At 53.4% G+C, this 14,589-nt stretch carries 14 protein-coding genes; 2 read left to right on the top strand and 12 right to left on the bottom strand.

Features of this window, described 5'->3' with window-relative positions; genetic code table 11:
* Nucleotides 1–3 precede the first annotated feature (3 nt).
* The gene (gene cmoM / locus ACJ9Y9_RS07820; RefSeq protein WP_028019238.1) at nucleotides 4–783 is read right to left on the bottom strand and encodes a tRNA uridine 5-oxyacetic acid(34) methyltransferase CmoM; all 780 of its coding nucleotides are present in this window, start codon (nucleotides 781–783) and stop codon (nucleotides 4–6) included.
* Nucleotides 784–907: 124 nt separating this feature from the next.
* Between cmoM and elyC the strand changes: the two genes are divergently transcribed.
* A complete protein-coding gene (elyC, locus tag ACJ9Y9_RS07815; RefSeq protein ID WP_028019239.1) occupies nucleotides 908–1,687 on the top strand; it encodes an envelope biogenesis factor ElyC in 780 nt (259 codons plus the stop codon).
* Here the strand turns inward: elyC and ACJ9Y9_RS07810 are convergent.
* From ACJ9Y9_RS07810 to ACJ9Y9_RS07780, 7 genes are all read right to left on the bottom strand, one after another.
* Nucleotides 1,664–2,557 carry a YcbJ family phosphotransferase gene (locus tag ACJ9Y9_RS07810; protein WP_028019240.1) on the bottom strand — a complete coding sequence of 298 codons (894 nt, stop codon included), beginning with the start codon at nucleotides 2,555–2,557 and terminating at the stop codon, nucleotides 1,664–1,666. The genes elyC and ACJ9Y9_RS07810 overlap by 24 nt on opposite strands.
* Before the next feature lie 143 nt (nucleotides 2,558–2,700).
* The gene (gene kdsB / locus ACJ9Y9_RS07805) at nucleotides 2,701–3,447 is read right to left on the bottom strand and encodes a 3-deoxy-manno-octulosonate cytidylyltransferase (protein ID WP_028019241.1); all 747 of its coding nucleotides are present in this window, start codon (nucleotides 3,445–3,447) and stop codon (nucleotides 2,701–2,703) included.
* Complete coding sequence (ycaR, locus tag ACJ9Y9_RS07800) at nucleotides 3,444–3,626, bottom strand: protein YcaR (RefSeq protein ID WP_006174474.1); 183 nt, start codon at nucleotides 3,624–3,626, stop codon at nucleotides 3,444–3,446. The genes kdsB and ycaR overlap by 4 nt, the downstream gene beginning before the upstream one ends.
* A 45-nt stretch (nucleotides 3,627–3,671) precedes the next feature.
* Nucleotides 3,672–4,901 (bottom strand): winged helix-turn-helix domain-containing protein, encoded by a 1,230-nt coding sequence (locus tag ACJ9Y9_RS07795; RefSeq protein ID WP_028019242.1) that lies wholly within the window; start codon nucleotides 4,899–4,901, stop codon nucleotides 3,672–3,674.
* Between the two features lie 44 nt (nucleotides 4,902–4,945).
* Nucleotides 4,946–5,923, bottom strand: coding sequence for a tetraacyldisaccharide 4'-kinase (gene lpxK / locus ACJ9Y9_RS07790; RefSeq protein WP_028019243.1), 978 nt, complete (start codon nucleotides 5,921–5,923; stop codon nucleotides 4,946–4,948).
* The gene (gene msbA / locus ACJ9Y9_RS07785; protein ID WP_028019244.1) at nucleotides 5,920–7,668 is read right to left on the bottom strand and encodes a lipid A ABC transporter ATP-binding protein/permease MsbA; all 1,749 of its coding nucleotides are present in this window, start codon (nucleotides 7,666–7,668) and stop codon (nucleotides 5,920–5,922) included. Before msbA ends, lpxK begins: the two co-directional genes overlap by 4 nt.
* A gap of 36 nt (nucleotides 7,669–7,704) precedes the next feature.
* Nucleotides 7,705–9,969: a ComEC family protein gene (locus ACJ9Y9_RS07780; protein WP_028019245.1), complete on the bottom strand. Its 2,265-nt coding sequence runs from the start codon at nucleotides 9,967–9,969 to the stop codon at nucleotides 7,705–7,707.
* Here ACJ9Y9_RS07780 and ACJ9Y9_RS07775 point away from each other — a divergent pair.
* Complete coding sequence (locus ACJ9Y9_RS07775) at nucleotides 9,968–10,090, top strand: hypothetical protein (protein ID WP_255660271.1); 123 nt, start codon at nucleotides 9,968–9,970, stop codon at nucleotides 10,088–10,090. The genes ACJ9Y9_RS07780 and ACJ9Y9_RS07775 overlap by 2 nt on opposite strands.
* Before the next feature lie 94 nt (nucleotides 10,091–10,184).
* Here ACJ9Y9_RS07775 and ihfB read toward each other — a convergent pair whose 3' ends face one another.
* The 4 genes from ihfB to aroA form a co-directional block, all read right to left on the bottom strand.
* Nucleotides 10,185–10,472: an integration host factor subunit beta gene (gene ihfB / locus ACJ9Y9_RS07770; RefSeq protein WP_008499965.1), complete on the bottom strand. Its 288-nt coding sequence runs from the start codon at nucleotides 10,470–10,472 to the stop codon at nucleotides 10,185–10,187.
* Nucleotides 10,473–10,642: 170 nt separating this feature from the next.
* Entirely contained in the window at nucleotides 10,643–12,316 is a 1,674-nt protein-coding gene (rpsA, locus tag ACJ9Y9_RS07765) for a 30S ribosomal protein S1 (protein ID WP_008499966.1), read from the bottom strand.
* Between the two features lie 111 nt (nucleotides 12,317–12,427).
* A complete protein-coding gene (cmk, locus tag ACJ9Y9_RS07760; RefSeq protein WP_028019246.1) occupies nucleotides 12,428–13,111 on the bottom strand; it encodes a (d)CMP kinase in 684 nt (227 codons plus the stop codon).
* A 185-nt stretch (nucleotides 13,112–13,296) separates the two neighbouring features.
* Nucleotides 13,297–14,580, bottom strand: coding sequence for a 3-phosphoshikimate 1-carboxyvinyltransferase (gene aroA / locus ACJ9Y9_RS07755; RefSeq protein ID WP_028019247.1), 1,284 nt, complete (start codon nucleotides 14,578–14,580; stop codon nucleotides 13,297–13,299).
* Nucleotides 14,581–14,589 lie beyond the last annotated feature (9 nt).

Here is a 14,589-nt window from a genome sequence, read left to right as displayed (position 1 = left end):
AGGTTATCCTTGCATCTGCGGCTTGTGCGCGGTGACGTGAATATAGCGGCCAAGGCTGATAAAAGGCTCCTGACGGCAATACCGCGTTTCTAATTCTGTTAAGGTGTCAAAACAGTCACGCTGTTTGTGTTTTTCACGCAGATAATCATGAAACACCCTGACGCCCGTCTTCCCAACGATCTGCCAGCCAATCTCTTCCAGCCAGCCGTACACCTGCTGTGGATCGCGCGGATAGTCCGGGGAAAGCGTGCGCTTTTTCTTTTTCGGCATCCCGACCTGAACATAGTCGAAGTTACCTGCAACCATGTTATGCATCAGGAAGCCGTTAGCATTGTAGAACATCAGCGACAGCGTGCCGCCCGGGCGTAACATCGACCACAGGGTTTGTAATACGCTTTGCGGATCGGCAACCCACTCCAGCACCGCATGAAACAATATCAGATCAACCTGGGTTTCCAAATGCTGTGAGATATCCTGAGCGGCGCATTGTATAAAATGCATGTTGTCGCTCACACCTTTCTCTTCTGCTGCACGCGTCGCACGGGCGACCATTTCAGCAGAAAGATCGCAAAGCGTGACGTGATGACCGCGCTCGGCCATTTTTATCGCCGTCTGCCCTTCACCGCCTCCGGCGTCCAGCACACGCAACGTTTGACCGCCAAAGGTGGCAAGAATGTTGTCCAGATCCTGCCAGAGGATCGTCTGACGTAACTGCCCTTTCGTGGTGCCATAAATGTTGCGCGAAAACTTTTCCGCGATGTCATCAAAATTGCGATCCCGCATTGGGAGAGTTCCACTCGCTAACTGCAAAACCGCTATTTTGTCACACCCGCGCGGAGAATGAACCTCTCTGGTGTAATATCACGGGTAATCACCTGCTATATGGTCAAAAAAGGAACCAAAAAGGATGCTTTTTACCCTTAAGAAATACATTGGAGGGATGATGCTTCCCCTTCCTCTGTTGCTCATCATCATCGCGCTGGGGCTGGCGCTGGTGTGGTTCAGTCGCTTTCAGAGAAGCGGCAAAACGCTTATCACGCTTGGCTGGTTTGTCTTGCTGCTGTTGAGCCTGCAGCCGATCGCGGATGGCCTGTTACGCCCAATCGAAAATAAGTACCCGACATGGCAGGGAAATCAGAAAGTAGCGTACATCGTGGTGCTGGGCGGCGGATATACCTGGGACCCTGACTGGGCACCCAGCTCAAACCTGATCAACAATAGCTTGCCACGGTTAAACGAAGGTATTCGCCTGTGGCTTGCGAACCCGGGATCAAAAATGATCTTCACCGGCGCGGCGGCCAAAACGAACCCGGTGAGTACGGCTGAAGCCGGTGCCAGAGTCGCGGAATCACTCGGCGTGCCACGATCCGCTATCATCACTCTGGACAGCCCAAAAGATACCGAAGAAGAGGCGGCAGCAGTGAAGCAGGCGATTGGCGATGTCCCGTTCTTACTGGTGACCTCCGCCTCACACCTGCCACGAGCGATGATTTTCTTTGAAAAACAAGGTCTGCACCCGCTTCCCGCACCGGCAAACCAGATGGCCATTGATGCCCCGCTCAACCCATGGGAACGGGCAATCCCGTCCCCGGCGTGGCTGATGCATAGCGATCGCGTCGGCTATGAGACGCTCGGTCGCCTCTGGCAGTGGCTGAAAGGTTCCTCAGGCGAGCCAGGGCAAGAGTGATTTTGTCGCCAGATCGAAGTTTACGCGATTAAAACGCCCGGTATTGACCAATTGCGCGACTTCGTCCCAAAGCAGATAAAGCCAGCGTCGCCAGAGAAACGCTTCTGCAACGGGCGCGCGTTGAAGGTAGTGCCAAAGTAAACCTTCCGCCGCCCCGCTGTCGCTGAGCCTGAATAACTCATATTCGCGCGGAGCCCAGAGCATGATCCCCGGCCCGACCATCGCCAGAAGCTGATCGCTGCGGGAATCTTTCAGCATGCTGCGCAGGGTAAAATTACCGTGGATCAGCACGCAGTTATCATTAAAGCCTTCAAACAGCGCCGGTAAGCACTCGCGGGTGCGAAACAGAATACGTTTGTCCTGCATAGTTAAACCGGTGTTATTGAACTGGTTAAGCGTCCCCCACAGCACTTCAACCCGCTGGCGATACCACAGCGGCCACAGGTTTTCCTGGGTACTGTCGACCGGACCGACAAGACCACGGCTATCCTGACGGTGCCAGGCCAGCAGCGCCTCGACTATCTGGTCCTTCAGCTGTTCCCAGCGTTCCGGCGTGCGTGCCGGTGCTTCAACAGGCACGCCACGCAAACGCTCTATCAGCAGTACGTCCGGGCCGGGGTGTTCCTCATGGGTCATCACGCCGTACACCGTTGGCATACGCACGGTCCCCTCCCGTGCCAGCATCGACATTTTCCACGCAAGCTGCCTGGCAACCCCCGGCGAGGTAAAACTTCTGGCCATCAGTGGCATTGGGTTACCCTGACTGTCATATAACGACCAGAGCGCGGTATCGGCCTTTTCACTCACGCACTCAACCCGGCTTAACTTCTCGCCCAGCAGATGGCTAAGTTCGGCACGCAGCTGTTCCATATGAGATTACCCCCATCAAGACTACTGCTTTTATAATGAGCGCGCAGAATGAAGATGTCACCCGGAAGAGATCAATTATGGAAAAGAAAGGGAAAAAATAGCAGGGAGAGAACATCCCCCCGAAAGGAGGGATGAAGGCAATATTAACGCAGTTCGGCGCGAACGCGCTCAAGATCTTCCGGTGTATCAACGCCCGTTCCAGGCACTTCCATGGCAACAGCAACGTGGATTTTTTCACCGTACCAGAGCACACGAAGCTGCTCCAGCATTTCAATATGTTCCAACGGGCTGGGTGCCCAGGTGACATATCGACGAATAAAGCCGGCGCGATAGCCGTAAATCCCCAGATGGCGCAGGAATGAATCACCGATAGTCTCTTTAGAGAGCGCAAAGCGATCGCGATCCCACGGAATCGTGGCGCGGGAGAAATAGAGCGCATAACCTTCGGCATCCATCACCACCTTCACCGCATTCGGGTTGAATGCTTCTTCAGCGTGGTGAATGGGTACTGCGAGTGTGGCCATACCGACCTGACGTTGTGACAGGTTTTCCGCCACCTGACGGATAATAACCGCCGGGATCATCGGCTCGTCGCCCTGGACGTTAACGATGACCGTATCGTCACTAAAACCGCATTTTTCAACCACTTCCGCCAGACGTTCAGTGCCGGACTGGTGATCCGCACGGGTCATGCACACCTCTCCGCCGACTGCCTCCACCGCACGGGCGACGTCCGGATGATCGGTAGCAACGATAACGCGATCGGCACCCGATTCACGTGCACGCTCCAGGACATGCACAATCATCGGCTTGCCGTTGATATCCACCAGTGGTTTACCCGGCAGTCGCGTTGACGCATAACGCGCAGGAATAATGACAACAAAACTCATGGCTTGCTCTCTTCTGCCACCAGGGAGCGGGCTTCGTTTTCCAGCAAAACCGGAATGCCGTCACGCAGCGGGAAAGCCAGGCTGTCCAGCTTGCAAATCAGCTCTTGTTTGTCCTGGCTATAGTAGAGTTTGCCGTTGCACACCGGGCAGGCAATAATTTCAAGTAAACGGTGATCCATAGTTCCTCCGTATGGGTAATCATTAAAGCTTACCACATTCCCTTTTCAGAGAGTGCCTGTTTCCCAGCCACTTCGGCAGGTTGTAAACAGTCCGTCAGGTACCCGCCCCAGCGTCACGTTGCTGGCCCCCTGCCAGCGAGCAAAATCGCTTATAGCGGACGCTAACCCTTTTTCCAGACTCGCTGACACTCTGATACCCTCTTCCAGATAGAGTGCGATGACCTCAAGCGTGTCGGTTTTACGGTGCATTTTGGCGTCCATGCGCCCGACAAGTTGCCCTTTGTGCAGCAGAGGCAGAACAAAGTAGCCATACTGGCGCTTCGGTGCTGGAGTGTAGCACTCCAGTCGGTAAGTGAAACCGAACAGTTGCTCGGCTCTTTTTCTGTCCCAAACCACAGGATCGAAAGGAGACAGCACCGCGCTATGTGTTGCCTGAAGTTTTCCTTCCTGAGCCTGAGGCAGAAGTGGAAGTAGCTCTGAATGCAGCCACATTTCTCCCAGTGTTTCCACTGTGACGGGAACAACTCGCTGTTCGCGCTGCCATATTTCCAGCAATGGTTTCAGCGCGGGCTGGCGTAGGCGGTAATAATCTGCCAGCCACTGTGGGCGGAAAATACCCAGACTGCGGGCACTGTTTTCCAGCATGACATCCTCAGCCGCTTCCTGAGTCAATAAGTCACGCTCATCGTCCCAGTGAGGCATCACACGATGGGTCAGGTCGTATACACGCTGAAAATTACGCCGTTCAATCACCATGACCTGGCCTGACGTAAACAGTCCTTCGAGATGGCGTTTGTGCGGCTTCCACTCCCACCAGCCGCTCGTACCTTTTCGCGGATGCTCAAAATCGGCAGAACGCACAGGTCCGTTTTCCTGAATGTGGCGGATGAGTTGCTCAATCTCAGTTGCATGTTCCAGCATCCACTCTTGCCGGTACTTCCAGCCCATCTTCTCCGGAGCAAGCATCCGGTGACGAACCAGGGCAAAATCACTGCGAGGCAGGAAACAGGCTTCGTGCGCCCAGTACTCCATTAACTCCCCTTTGCTGAGAGCCTCATCCAGCCATTGCGAGGGATAATTCCCCAGACGGCTAAACAGCACCAGATAAGGGCTACGGGCCACGATGTTAATGGTGTCGATTTGAAGTAGCGACATGCGCTGAACGGTAGAGAGGATATCGGCAGATTGCGCACGACGACGGGGTTTTTTGAGTAACCCCTGCGCAGCAAGGTGCAAATTACGTGCGGCTGAAAGTGAGAGTTGCGGTAAAGACATGCGTTTTCCTGTCAGTCAAAGCGCCACCAGAACCGCGTAAGCCTTCACTTCACCAACGCGATCAGTTCCTTGAGTAATTGTTCCGGTTGCTCGCCGCTGAGTTCAGCGTCAACCGGCAGGTACCACCAGTTTTCTTTTGCAAAGGCACGGCATTTCACCGCATCTTTTTCGGTCATGATCAGCGTCTGTCCCGGCATAGTCAGGGCATCGACCTGCTGTTCCACCAGCGCCTGGTGGTCCGCCAGCGGCACACATTTTTCAAGCTGTGCGCCACACTGTTCCAGCGTCGTGAAGAAACGTGGAGGATGGCCAATACCGGCCATCGCCACCAGGGCGGGAAGTTGTGCAACTTCCCGGCGTTCCCCGGTCTGCAAATTCACCGCCAGACCAGGATGGAGATGCATAGGGATTTCACCCGTTTTTGCCACACCGCCATTCACAATGACCGCATCTACGGATTTCAGACGTGAAGCGCGTTCGCGCATCGGCCCGGCCGGCAGCCACCAGCCATTGCCAAAACGACGAACGCCATCAATAACCACAATCTCTTTGTCACGCGCCAGAGCATAATGCTGCAGACCATCATCAGTGATGATGATTTGTACCGCATGTTCTGCAAGCAGTGCCTGCACGGCGTCGCTGCGCACCGGAGAAACCGCAACCGGAGTGCCGGTACGCTGGTAAATTAAAACCGGTTCATCACCCGCTTCAGCAGTCGATGTTTCATCCGTCAGCAGCAGTGGGTAATGCGTTGCCTTGCCGCCATACCCGCGCGACACTACGCCGGGGCGTATACCGCGTTTTTGCAACTGTTCCACCAGCCAGATAACGACTGGCGTTTTACCGTTGCCACCGGCGGTGAGGTTACCGACAACCACTACCGGAACCGGCGCGCGCCATGCGCGTTTGAGCCCCAGACGATAAAGAAGACGAATGACACCGCTCACCAGGCCATAAAGCCAGGAGAGCGGTAGAAGCAGTAGCCACAGCGGCGATTCACCGGACCAGATGCGTGCAATCATGCGCCAAACTGCATCTTATGAAGCTGGGCGTAAACACCACGGTGCTCCAGCAAATCAGTATGACTTCCGCGTTCAACAATGATGCCATCTTCAACCACGACGATTTCATCAGCCTGCTCGATAGTCGACAGACGGTGTGCAATCACCAGCGATGTACGGTTCTTTTGCAGTTCATCCAGGGCTGACTGAATCGCGCGTTCCGATTCCGTATCCAGCGCCGAGGTCGCTTCATCAAGGATCAGGATTGGGCTATCGCGCAGCAGCGCACGCGCAATGGCGATACGTTGACGCTGCCCACCGGAGAGTAGCACCCCGTTCTCACCGATTATGGTATCCAGTCCGTTATCCATCTTGTTGATAAAGTCCATTGCGTACGCCATACGCGCGGCGTTTTCAATCTGCTCGCGGCTGTATTCATCAGTGCGTGCATAAGCAATGTTGTTTGCAACAGTATCGTTGAACAGATGCACGTTCTGTGAGACCAGCGCAACCTGGTTACGCAGCGACTGCAGGGTGTACTCTCGCAGGTCATGGCCATCCAACAGAATCTCACCTTCGTTAATATCGTAGAAACGGGTGATCAGGCTGGCAATGGTCGATTTACCTGAACCGGAACGACCAACCAGTGCAACGGTTTTCCCCGCCGGAATGGTCAGGTTGATGTTGCGCAGGGCCGGAGTTTCACGGCCAGGATAGGCGAAAGTGACATTGCGGAATTCGACATCGCCACGGGCGCGCTCAATCACGCGTGTACCTTCATCTTTCTCCTGCTCGGAATCCAGAATGCTGAAGAGAGTCTGACAAGCAGCCATCCCACGCTGGAACTGGGCATTGACGTTTGTCAGCGATTTCAGTGGACGCATCAGAGCAATCATCGAGGAGAAGACCACGGTGATAGTACCCGCCGTCAGCGTCTCCATCACGCTAGGGAAGCTTGCCGCATACAGAACGAATGCCAGTGCCAGAGAGGCAATCAGCTGAATAACAGGGTCAGAGATTGAAGAGGCCGACACCATTTTCATCCCCTGCAGGCGCATTTTGTTGCTGACTTTGTCAAAGCGGTGGGTTTCGACTTCCTGACCGCCGAAAATCAACACCTCTTTATGTCCTTTCAGCATCTGTTCTGCACTGGTCGTCACCTGCCCCATGGTGTTCTGCATATTCTTACTGATATTGCGGAAACGTTTTGAGACGACGCGAATCGCAATAGAAACCACCGGTGCCAGAACGATAAGGATGATCGACAGCTGCCAGCTGTAATAGAACATCATCGCGAACAGGCCGATAATCGACGCGCCCTCACGCACAACGGTAATCAGTGCGCTTGATGACGAGGAGGCAACCTGTTCTGAGTCGTAGGTAATGCGAGACAGCAGCGTCCCGGTCGACTGTTTATCAAAGAATGAGACCGGCATGCCCATCATATGACTGAACAGACGGCGACGCATAGTCATAACCACTTTCCCTGATACCCAGGAAATACAGTAGCTGGAGATATAGCTGGTGATGCCGCGTAAGATCATCAGTCCGATAACCACCAGAGGCATCCATAGCAACACTGAGCGATCCGTTTTACCAAAACCGTCGTCCAGTAACGGTTTGAGAAGCGATAGCATAAAAGTATCGCTGGCTGCGTTGAGGATTAACGCTACACCCGCCACGATCAAGCCTGGTTTAAAGGGCGCAATCATCGGCCAGAGTCGGCGGAAGGTTTGCCACGTGGAGAGATCTTTGTCGTTATGCATTCAAAAAACCAGCATTTGTTGAAATAGCCGCATATTCTACCCGTTATCTACGGGCGCGCCAAACCACTGATGATACCAACGTGGTAAAAATTGCTCTCGCAAGCGCAGGATTTGCCAGCGATGTTGCGAAAATGTCACCGATATTTGTCCAGAATGGGGGGTATCGTGCCAGATATATCCTTCTTTTCGATAACGTCGAACCACTTTCGCCGACGGAAATCGCCATGCGTTATAGCGTGCCGCCGAATCCAGGGCAATTTGCCCTTCTACCCGTTGAACCAGTGGCAATGAAGAAGACGTCTTACTGCCATGATGAGGTACCTGTATGAGTGTAGACGTCACATTACGCCAGTAATGGCTGAGCATTGCCTGTTCCGCTTGCGCTTCAATGTCCCCTGTCAGCAGAACACTCTGCTCGCCGTCGTCAATTTTTACCACACAGGAGTGGTTGTTTCCTTGAGCAGGATAATTTTCAGGTGGCCAATGGACGGCGAAGGTCAACCCCTGCCAAATCCATCTCTGCCCACGAAAACAGGGATGATGTCCCGCCCGGCGTAATGGACTTCTTATCCACAAATCAGGCCATGTTTTTTGCAGCGATATCAGCCCTCCCGCATGGTCAAGATGCTCGTGACTGAGAATTACGCCTTCTGGTCGCAGGTGATGCCAGCGGAGCCACGGAATAATTAACCGCTGCGCACTATCGCCGCCTGGCCAGGCGAGCCCGGTATCATAGAGAATCGCTTTTCCCTGTCTTTCAATAACCATTGCCAGGCCCTGCCCCACATCCAGCATATGTAACGTCCAGCTATCGCTTTTTGCCGTTCGCCAGAGGGGAAATGTGAGTATGACACTTCCAGCCAGGCAAACGGCAGGAACACTGTTCCAGGCACGAAACCGCCAGCCAACAATGATAAGCCAGGGGAGTAATGTGAGGAACTGCCAGCGTTGATCCACATTTTGCCAGCCATAAGGCAGGCGCATCAGCAGCCAGAACAATACCGCCAGAGACTTTTCGGCTGCAAACCAGATGGTACTTTCCAGGGCCGTCAGTGGAAGCAGATGAAGCAGCATACCGAGCAGGATCAGCGGGACAGAGACCAATGTCACCAGGGGAACGGCAAAGAGATTCGCAACCAGGGAAGAGATGCTGAAGCCATGGAAAATCAGGACCTGCAAAGGCATGAGCAACAGCAGCATTCCTATCTGAAGATAAAGCAGATTCAGTAGTGGCCGCATCCAGCGAGCCCTGTGTCCGTGAGGAAGAGGCAACCACTGAAACCAGAAAATCAGTGCGGTAACCGCAAAGGCTGACAAAAGCAGACTCTGTGAAAGCACAGCTAATGGATCGATTAGCAGGATTGCCGCAACACAGCAAAACCAGATCTCCCAGGGGGACCATTGACGGGCGGCGATCCGCAACGCCGCCAGCATAGTAATGGCGGTAACCGTTCGCAATGCCGGGGGTTGCAGACCAGTAAGCCAGGCATAGAAGGCAGCAAAAACCACCCCAGCCAGCAGAGGTATCTGCCAGCGGATCCAGTGGCAGGGTAATAAAAACTGGAACCCACGTGCGAGTAGCCAGGCGATGGATGCTGCCATCGCGATATGCAGTCCTGAAATTGCCATCAGATGGAGTGTGCCGGTTTCCCGCATCAGGTCTTTTATTTCCTGGGGTACGTCCAGACGTTCTCCCATCCCCAATCCAAGGATAACAGCCCCCCATTGATAAGAAGAAAGCCGGTTTTGCAGTGACATCAGGTATTGAGCACGCAGGCTACAGCGTCCATCGACGAGTTCCGCATGGGTGAAGCGCCCACTCAGTGTTTGATGTTGGGCAAACGAGCTTCGCTGAAGATCGTAGCCCCCGTCATTTAATTCTCCATGTACAGGCCTAAGTCTGAGCGTCATGGCCCAGCGCTGGCCGGCACAAACCTTTTGCGGCAGTGCATTGCCATACAATGTTACGCCAGCCGATGTCCACCCGCGTTGGCCATCGACGCTGATAATCTTTCCCTGATGCATTGTTGAACCATCAGTGGCGGTGATCTCTACCTCAGCATGTACAGCATCTGACGTTAAATGTTGCATTGGCCAGACGCTCTCTTGAGCGGAAAGAATTCCCCATACGCAAAATAATAAACCGATCCCCACATATTTCAGTCGTACGCGCCGCTGCGCGGCCAGCCCTATTCCGCCAACAATCATTATCCACACGAAATAGCGTGGTGGCAGTTCAGGTAACCAGAGTAACGGAGTTATCGCCAGAATGGCACAGACGCTAATAGCGGGAATTCTCATGACTACCTCCCTGTCTCAGGAAAGGCAGTATGCAGGCAGGCAGGGTGAGCCGTCAGTTGAGAAAAATGCGTTTTACAGCAAGCGCTGTATTGATTTTATTGGTTTGCAGAAAGCGAAATGAAAAATGCGCGGTTTCTTCAGAATTGAAACGATAAAGACAAAAAAAGCACCCGCAGGTGCTTTCTTTCGAACCCAGTTTAACCCGATGGCTAAACTCAGTTACCGTAAATATTGGCGCGGTCGCGCAGTTCTTTACCCGGCTTAAAGTGCGGAACGTACTTACCTTCCAGCTCGACTTTATCACCCGTTTTCGGGTTACGCCCGGTGCGTGGAGCACGATAGTGCAGAGAAAAACTACCGAAACCGCGGATTTCAATGCGCTCGCCCTGGGCAAGAGTGGAGGCCATATGCTCCAGCATCTCTTTTACGGCATCTTCCACTGCCTTGGCAGGGATATGCGGTTGCTGACTGGCAAGTCTTTCAATCAATTCTGACTTGGTCATGATTCCTCCGGTTCCTTTCAAACCAATTAGCTGAACAGCTCATTAAACAAGGGCGGCCGTAGCCGCCCTTTGTTATTGATTACAGGACGAATCCTGCAATCTGTCAAGTTTGCTCCTCATCCTTCACGCTGTAAATGCATTACAGCTCAAATGATGCTGAGAACTTGATATTACTCGCCTTTAGCTGCTTTGAAAGCTTCAGCCATTGCGTTGTTAGAGAAGTTTGCATCTTCCTGTTTGTTAACAGTTGCGATTGCATCTTTCTCATCAGCTTCGTCTTTAGCACGAACAGACAGGCTGATTGCACGGTTCTTACGGTCAACACCGGTGAACTTAGCTTCAACGTCGTCGCCTACGTTCAGAACCAGAGTGGCATCTTCAACGCGGTCACGGGAAGCTTCAGAAGCGCGCAGGTAACCTTCAACGCCGTCAGCCAGTTCTACGGTTGCGCCTTTAGCGTCAACTGCAGTTACTTTACCGTTTACGATTGCGCCTTTCTTGTTCAGTGCAACCCAGTTGTTGAACGGATCTTCTGCGAGCTGTTTAACGCCCAGGGAGATACGCTCACGCTCTGCGTCAACCTGCAGAACAACTGCAGCGATTTCGTCGCCTTTTTTGTATTCACGAACTGCTTCTTCGCCTGCAACGTTCCAGGAGATGTCAGACAGGTGAACCAGGCCATCGATGCCGCCGTCCAGGCCGATGAAGATACCGAAGTCAGTGATAGACTTGATTTTACCTTCAACACGGTCACCCTTATTGTGGGTTTCCGCGAACTGCTGCCATGGGTTGTTTTTGCACTGTTTCAGGCCCAGGGAGATACGACGACGTTCTTCGTCGATATCCAGAACCATCACTTCCACTACATCACCAACGTTAACAACTTTGGATGGGTGGATGTTTTTGTTGGTCCAGTCCATTTCGGAAACGTGCACCAGACCTTCAACGCCTTCTTCGATTTCAACGAAGCAGCCGTAGTCAGTCAGGTTAGTAACGCGACCAGTCAGTTTAGTACCTTCTGGGTAACGCTTAGCGATAGCTACCCATGGATCTTCGCCCAGCTGTTTCAGGCCGAGGGATACACGAGTACGCTCGCGGTCGAACTTCAGCACTTTAACAGTGATTTCGTCGCCCACGTTCACGATTTCGCTTGGGTGCTTAACGCGTTTCCACGCCATGTCGGTGATGTGCAGCAGGCCATCAACGCCGCCCAGGTCAACGAATGCGCCGTAGTCAGTGAGGTTCTTAACGATACCTTTGACTTCCATGCCTTCCTGCAGGTTTTCCAGCAGCTGATCGCGTTCTGCGCTGTTTTCGGACTCAATAACAGCACGACGGGAAACAACAACGTTGTTACGCTTCTGGTCCAGCTTGATTACTTTGAACTCAAGCTCTTTGCCTTCCAGGTGCAGGGTGTCACGGACTGGACGAACGTCTACCAGAGAACCTGGCAGGAACGCACGAATACCATTCAGCTCAACAGTGAAGCCGCCTTTAACTTTGCCGTTGATAACACCGACCACAGTTTCAGCTTCTTCGTAAGCTTTTTCCAGCGTGATCCATGCTTCGTGACGTTTAGCTTTCTCACGAGAAAGCAGGGTTTCACCGAAGCCGTCTTCTACTGCGTCCAGAGCAACGTCAACTTCGTCACCAACCTGGATTTCCAGCTCGCCCTGGGCGTTTTTGAACTGCTCTGCCGGAATGGCGGACTCAGATTTCAGACCGGCGTCAACCAGTACTACGTCTTTGTCGATAGCAACAACAACACCGCGAACGATGGAACCCGGACGGGTTTCGATTTCTTTTAAGGATTCTTCAAACAGTTGAGCAAAAGATTCAGTCATGTTTAATCTTCAGGTTAATATTAACGTCCACCTGGCTCCGTGCCGGATGGGGTTGTTTCACATACCCGCCGTCAATCCATTGCAGCGGGGGTACTGCTAAATCGGTCGCGATTACGCGAGTGCCAGTTTTTGGCGCGCATATTGTAGCGCTTTTTCAATCACTTGCTCAATAGTTAAACTGGTTGAATCCAGAACTAATGCATCTTCTGCAGGAACAAGTGGGGCGACGGCGCGGTTACGATCGCGGTCATCACGCTCTTTTATCTCGGATAAAAGGCGATCAAAGTTAACACTAAACCCCTTCTCCTGCAACTGAAGCATGCGGCGTTGAGCGCGTTCTTCAGAAGAGGCGTCAAGGAAAATTTTCACTGGCGCATCAGGGAATACCACGGTTCCCATATCGCGTCCGTCGGCGATCAGGCCCGGGGCTTCACGGAAAGCGCGCTGACGGCGTAACAGAGCCTCGCGAACGCGCGGGAAAGCCGCCACCTGAGAGGCGGCGTTAGCGACCTCCTGAGTACGAATTTCGCCACTTACGTCTTCCCCTTCCAGGATGACTTCCAGGTTGCCATCGGTCGAAATAAAACGCACATCAAGATGCGCAGCCAGCGGGACCAGCGCTTCTTCAGACGCAACATCCACATGGTGATGCAGCGCTGCCAGAGCCAGCACGCGATAGATTGCTCCCGAATCTAAAAGATGCCATTGCAATGCTTCCGCCATCGCTTTGCACAGAGTACCTTTCCCTGCGCCACTAGGCCCATCAATGGTGATTACCGGGGCAACTGCCGTCATCTTTTTCTCCTTAAATAAGGCATACCGTTTACATGAACGCCGCGCATTATACGCGCCAACGTGCGCAACTGTTACCTTTGCGTGCAAATTACGGAATGATTGAAGCAGAGTGTAGAAGAAATGAACGGAAGTGTTCGTCAGGAAACGTAAGGAAATGCCGCATCAGATGATGCGGCAAAACATCATCAGGCCAGCTTGCTAATGCGTGCCAGTTGCTCAAAGTAGTCCGGGAAGGTTTTCGCGGTACATTTCGGGTCAAGAATGGTGACCGGCGTGTCTGACAGCGCCACCAGCGAGAAACACATCGCCATACGGTGATCGTTGTAGGTTCCGATTTCCGCAAACTGCAGTTTTGCCGGAGGGGTCACGCGAATGTAGTCTTCACCCTCTTCCACCTCGGCACCGACTTTTCGCAACTCTGTCGCCATTGCGAACAGGCGGTCCGTCTCTTTTACGCGCCAGTTGTAGATGTTACGCAGCGTGGTGGTGCCTTTGGCAAACAGCGCCGCCGTGGCAATGGTCATCGCCGCATCCGGGATATGGTTCATGTCCATGTCGATGGCGTTCAACTCGCCGTGGGTACAGGAGATGAAGTCATCGCCCCAGGTGACAATAGCGCCCATTTTTTCCAGCACGTCCGCAAAACGGATATCGCCCTGCACGCTGTTACGGCCAATACCGGTCACTTTTACGGTGCCGCCTTTAATTGCTCCAGCGGCCAGGAAATAGGATGCAGAGGAAGCATCACCTTCAACAAGGTAACTACCCGGGGATTGATATTGCTGTGCCCCACGCACCACGAAGCGCTGATAAGACTGGTTCTCCACCTCAACACTGAAGGTTTTCATCAGGTGCAGAGTGATATCAATATACGGTTTGGAAACCAGATCACCCTTAATGGTGATAACCGTGTCCTGCGGTGCCAGCGGTGCAGTCATCAGCAGTGCCGTCAGGAACTGGCTGGAGACACTGCCGTCAACCTCAACGCTTCCGCCGGTAAAACCTCCGCGCAGACGCAGCGGTGGGTAGTTTTCCTGCTCCAGATACTCAATCTGCGCGCCGCCCTGACGCAGCGCATCCACCAGATGACCAATCGGGCGCTCTTTCATGCGCGGCTCGCCGGTCAGCACAATATTGTTGCTGCCCAGACACAGGGCTGCCGCCAGCGGACGCATTGCGGTACCGGCGTTCCCCAGAAACAGCTCCAGCTCTTCACCAGAGCGCAGTGCACCGCCGTTGCCAGTCACTTCACAACGCGTGCGGTCGTCAGACAACGTGTATTGAACTCCCAACGCTTTCAGCGCATTGAGCATGTGGCGTACGTCATCGCTATCCAGCAGATTTGTGAGGACAGTGGTGCCGTTAGCCAGAGCTGCCAGCAGCAGAGCGCGGTTCGAGACACTTTTTGAACCAGGCAGATTAATGGTGCCATCTACCCGCGCGATAGGTTGTAACGTCAGGGATTCCATGAAAACTTA

The organism is Enterobacter sp. CPE_E1241 (assembly GCF_045618265.1).
Lineage (GTDB): Bacteria > Pseudomonadota > Gammaproteobacteria > Enterobacterales > Enterobacteriaceae > Enterobacter > Enterobacter adelaidei.
This window is presented reverse-complemented; position numbering and strand designations above follow the sequence as displayed.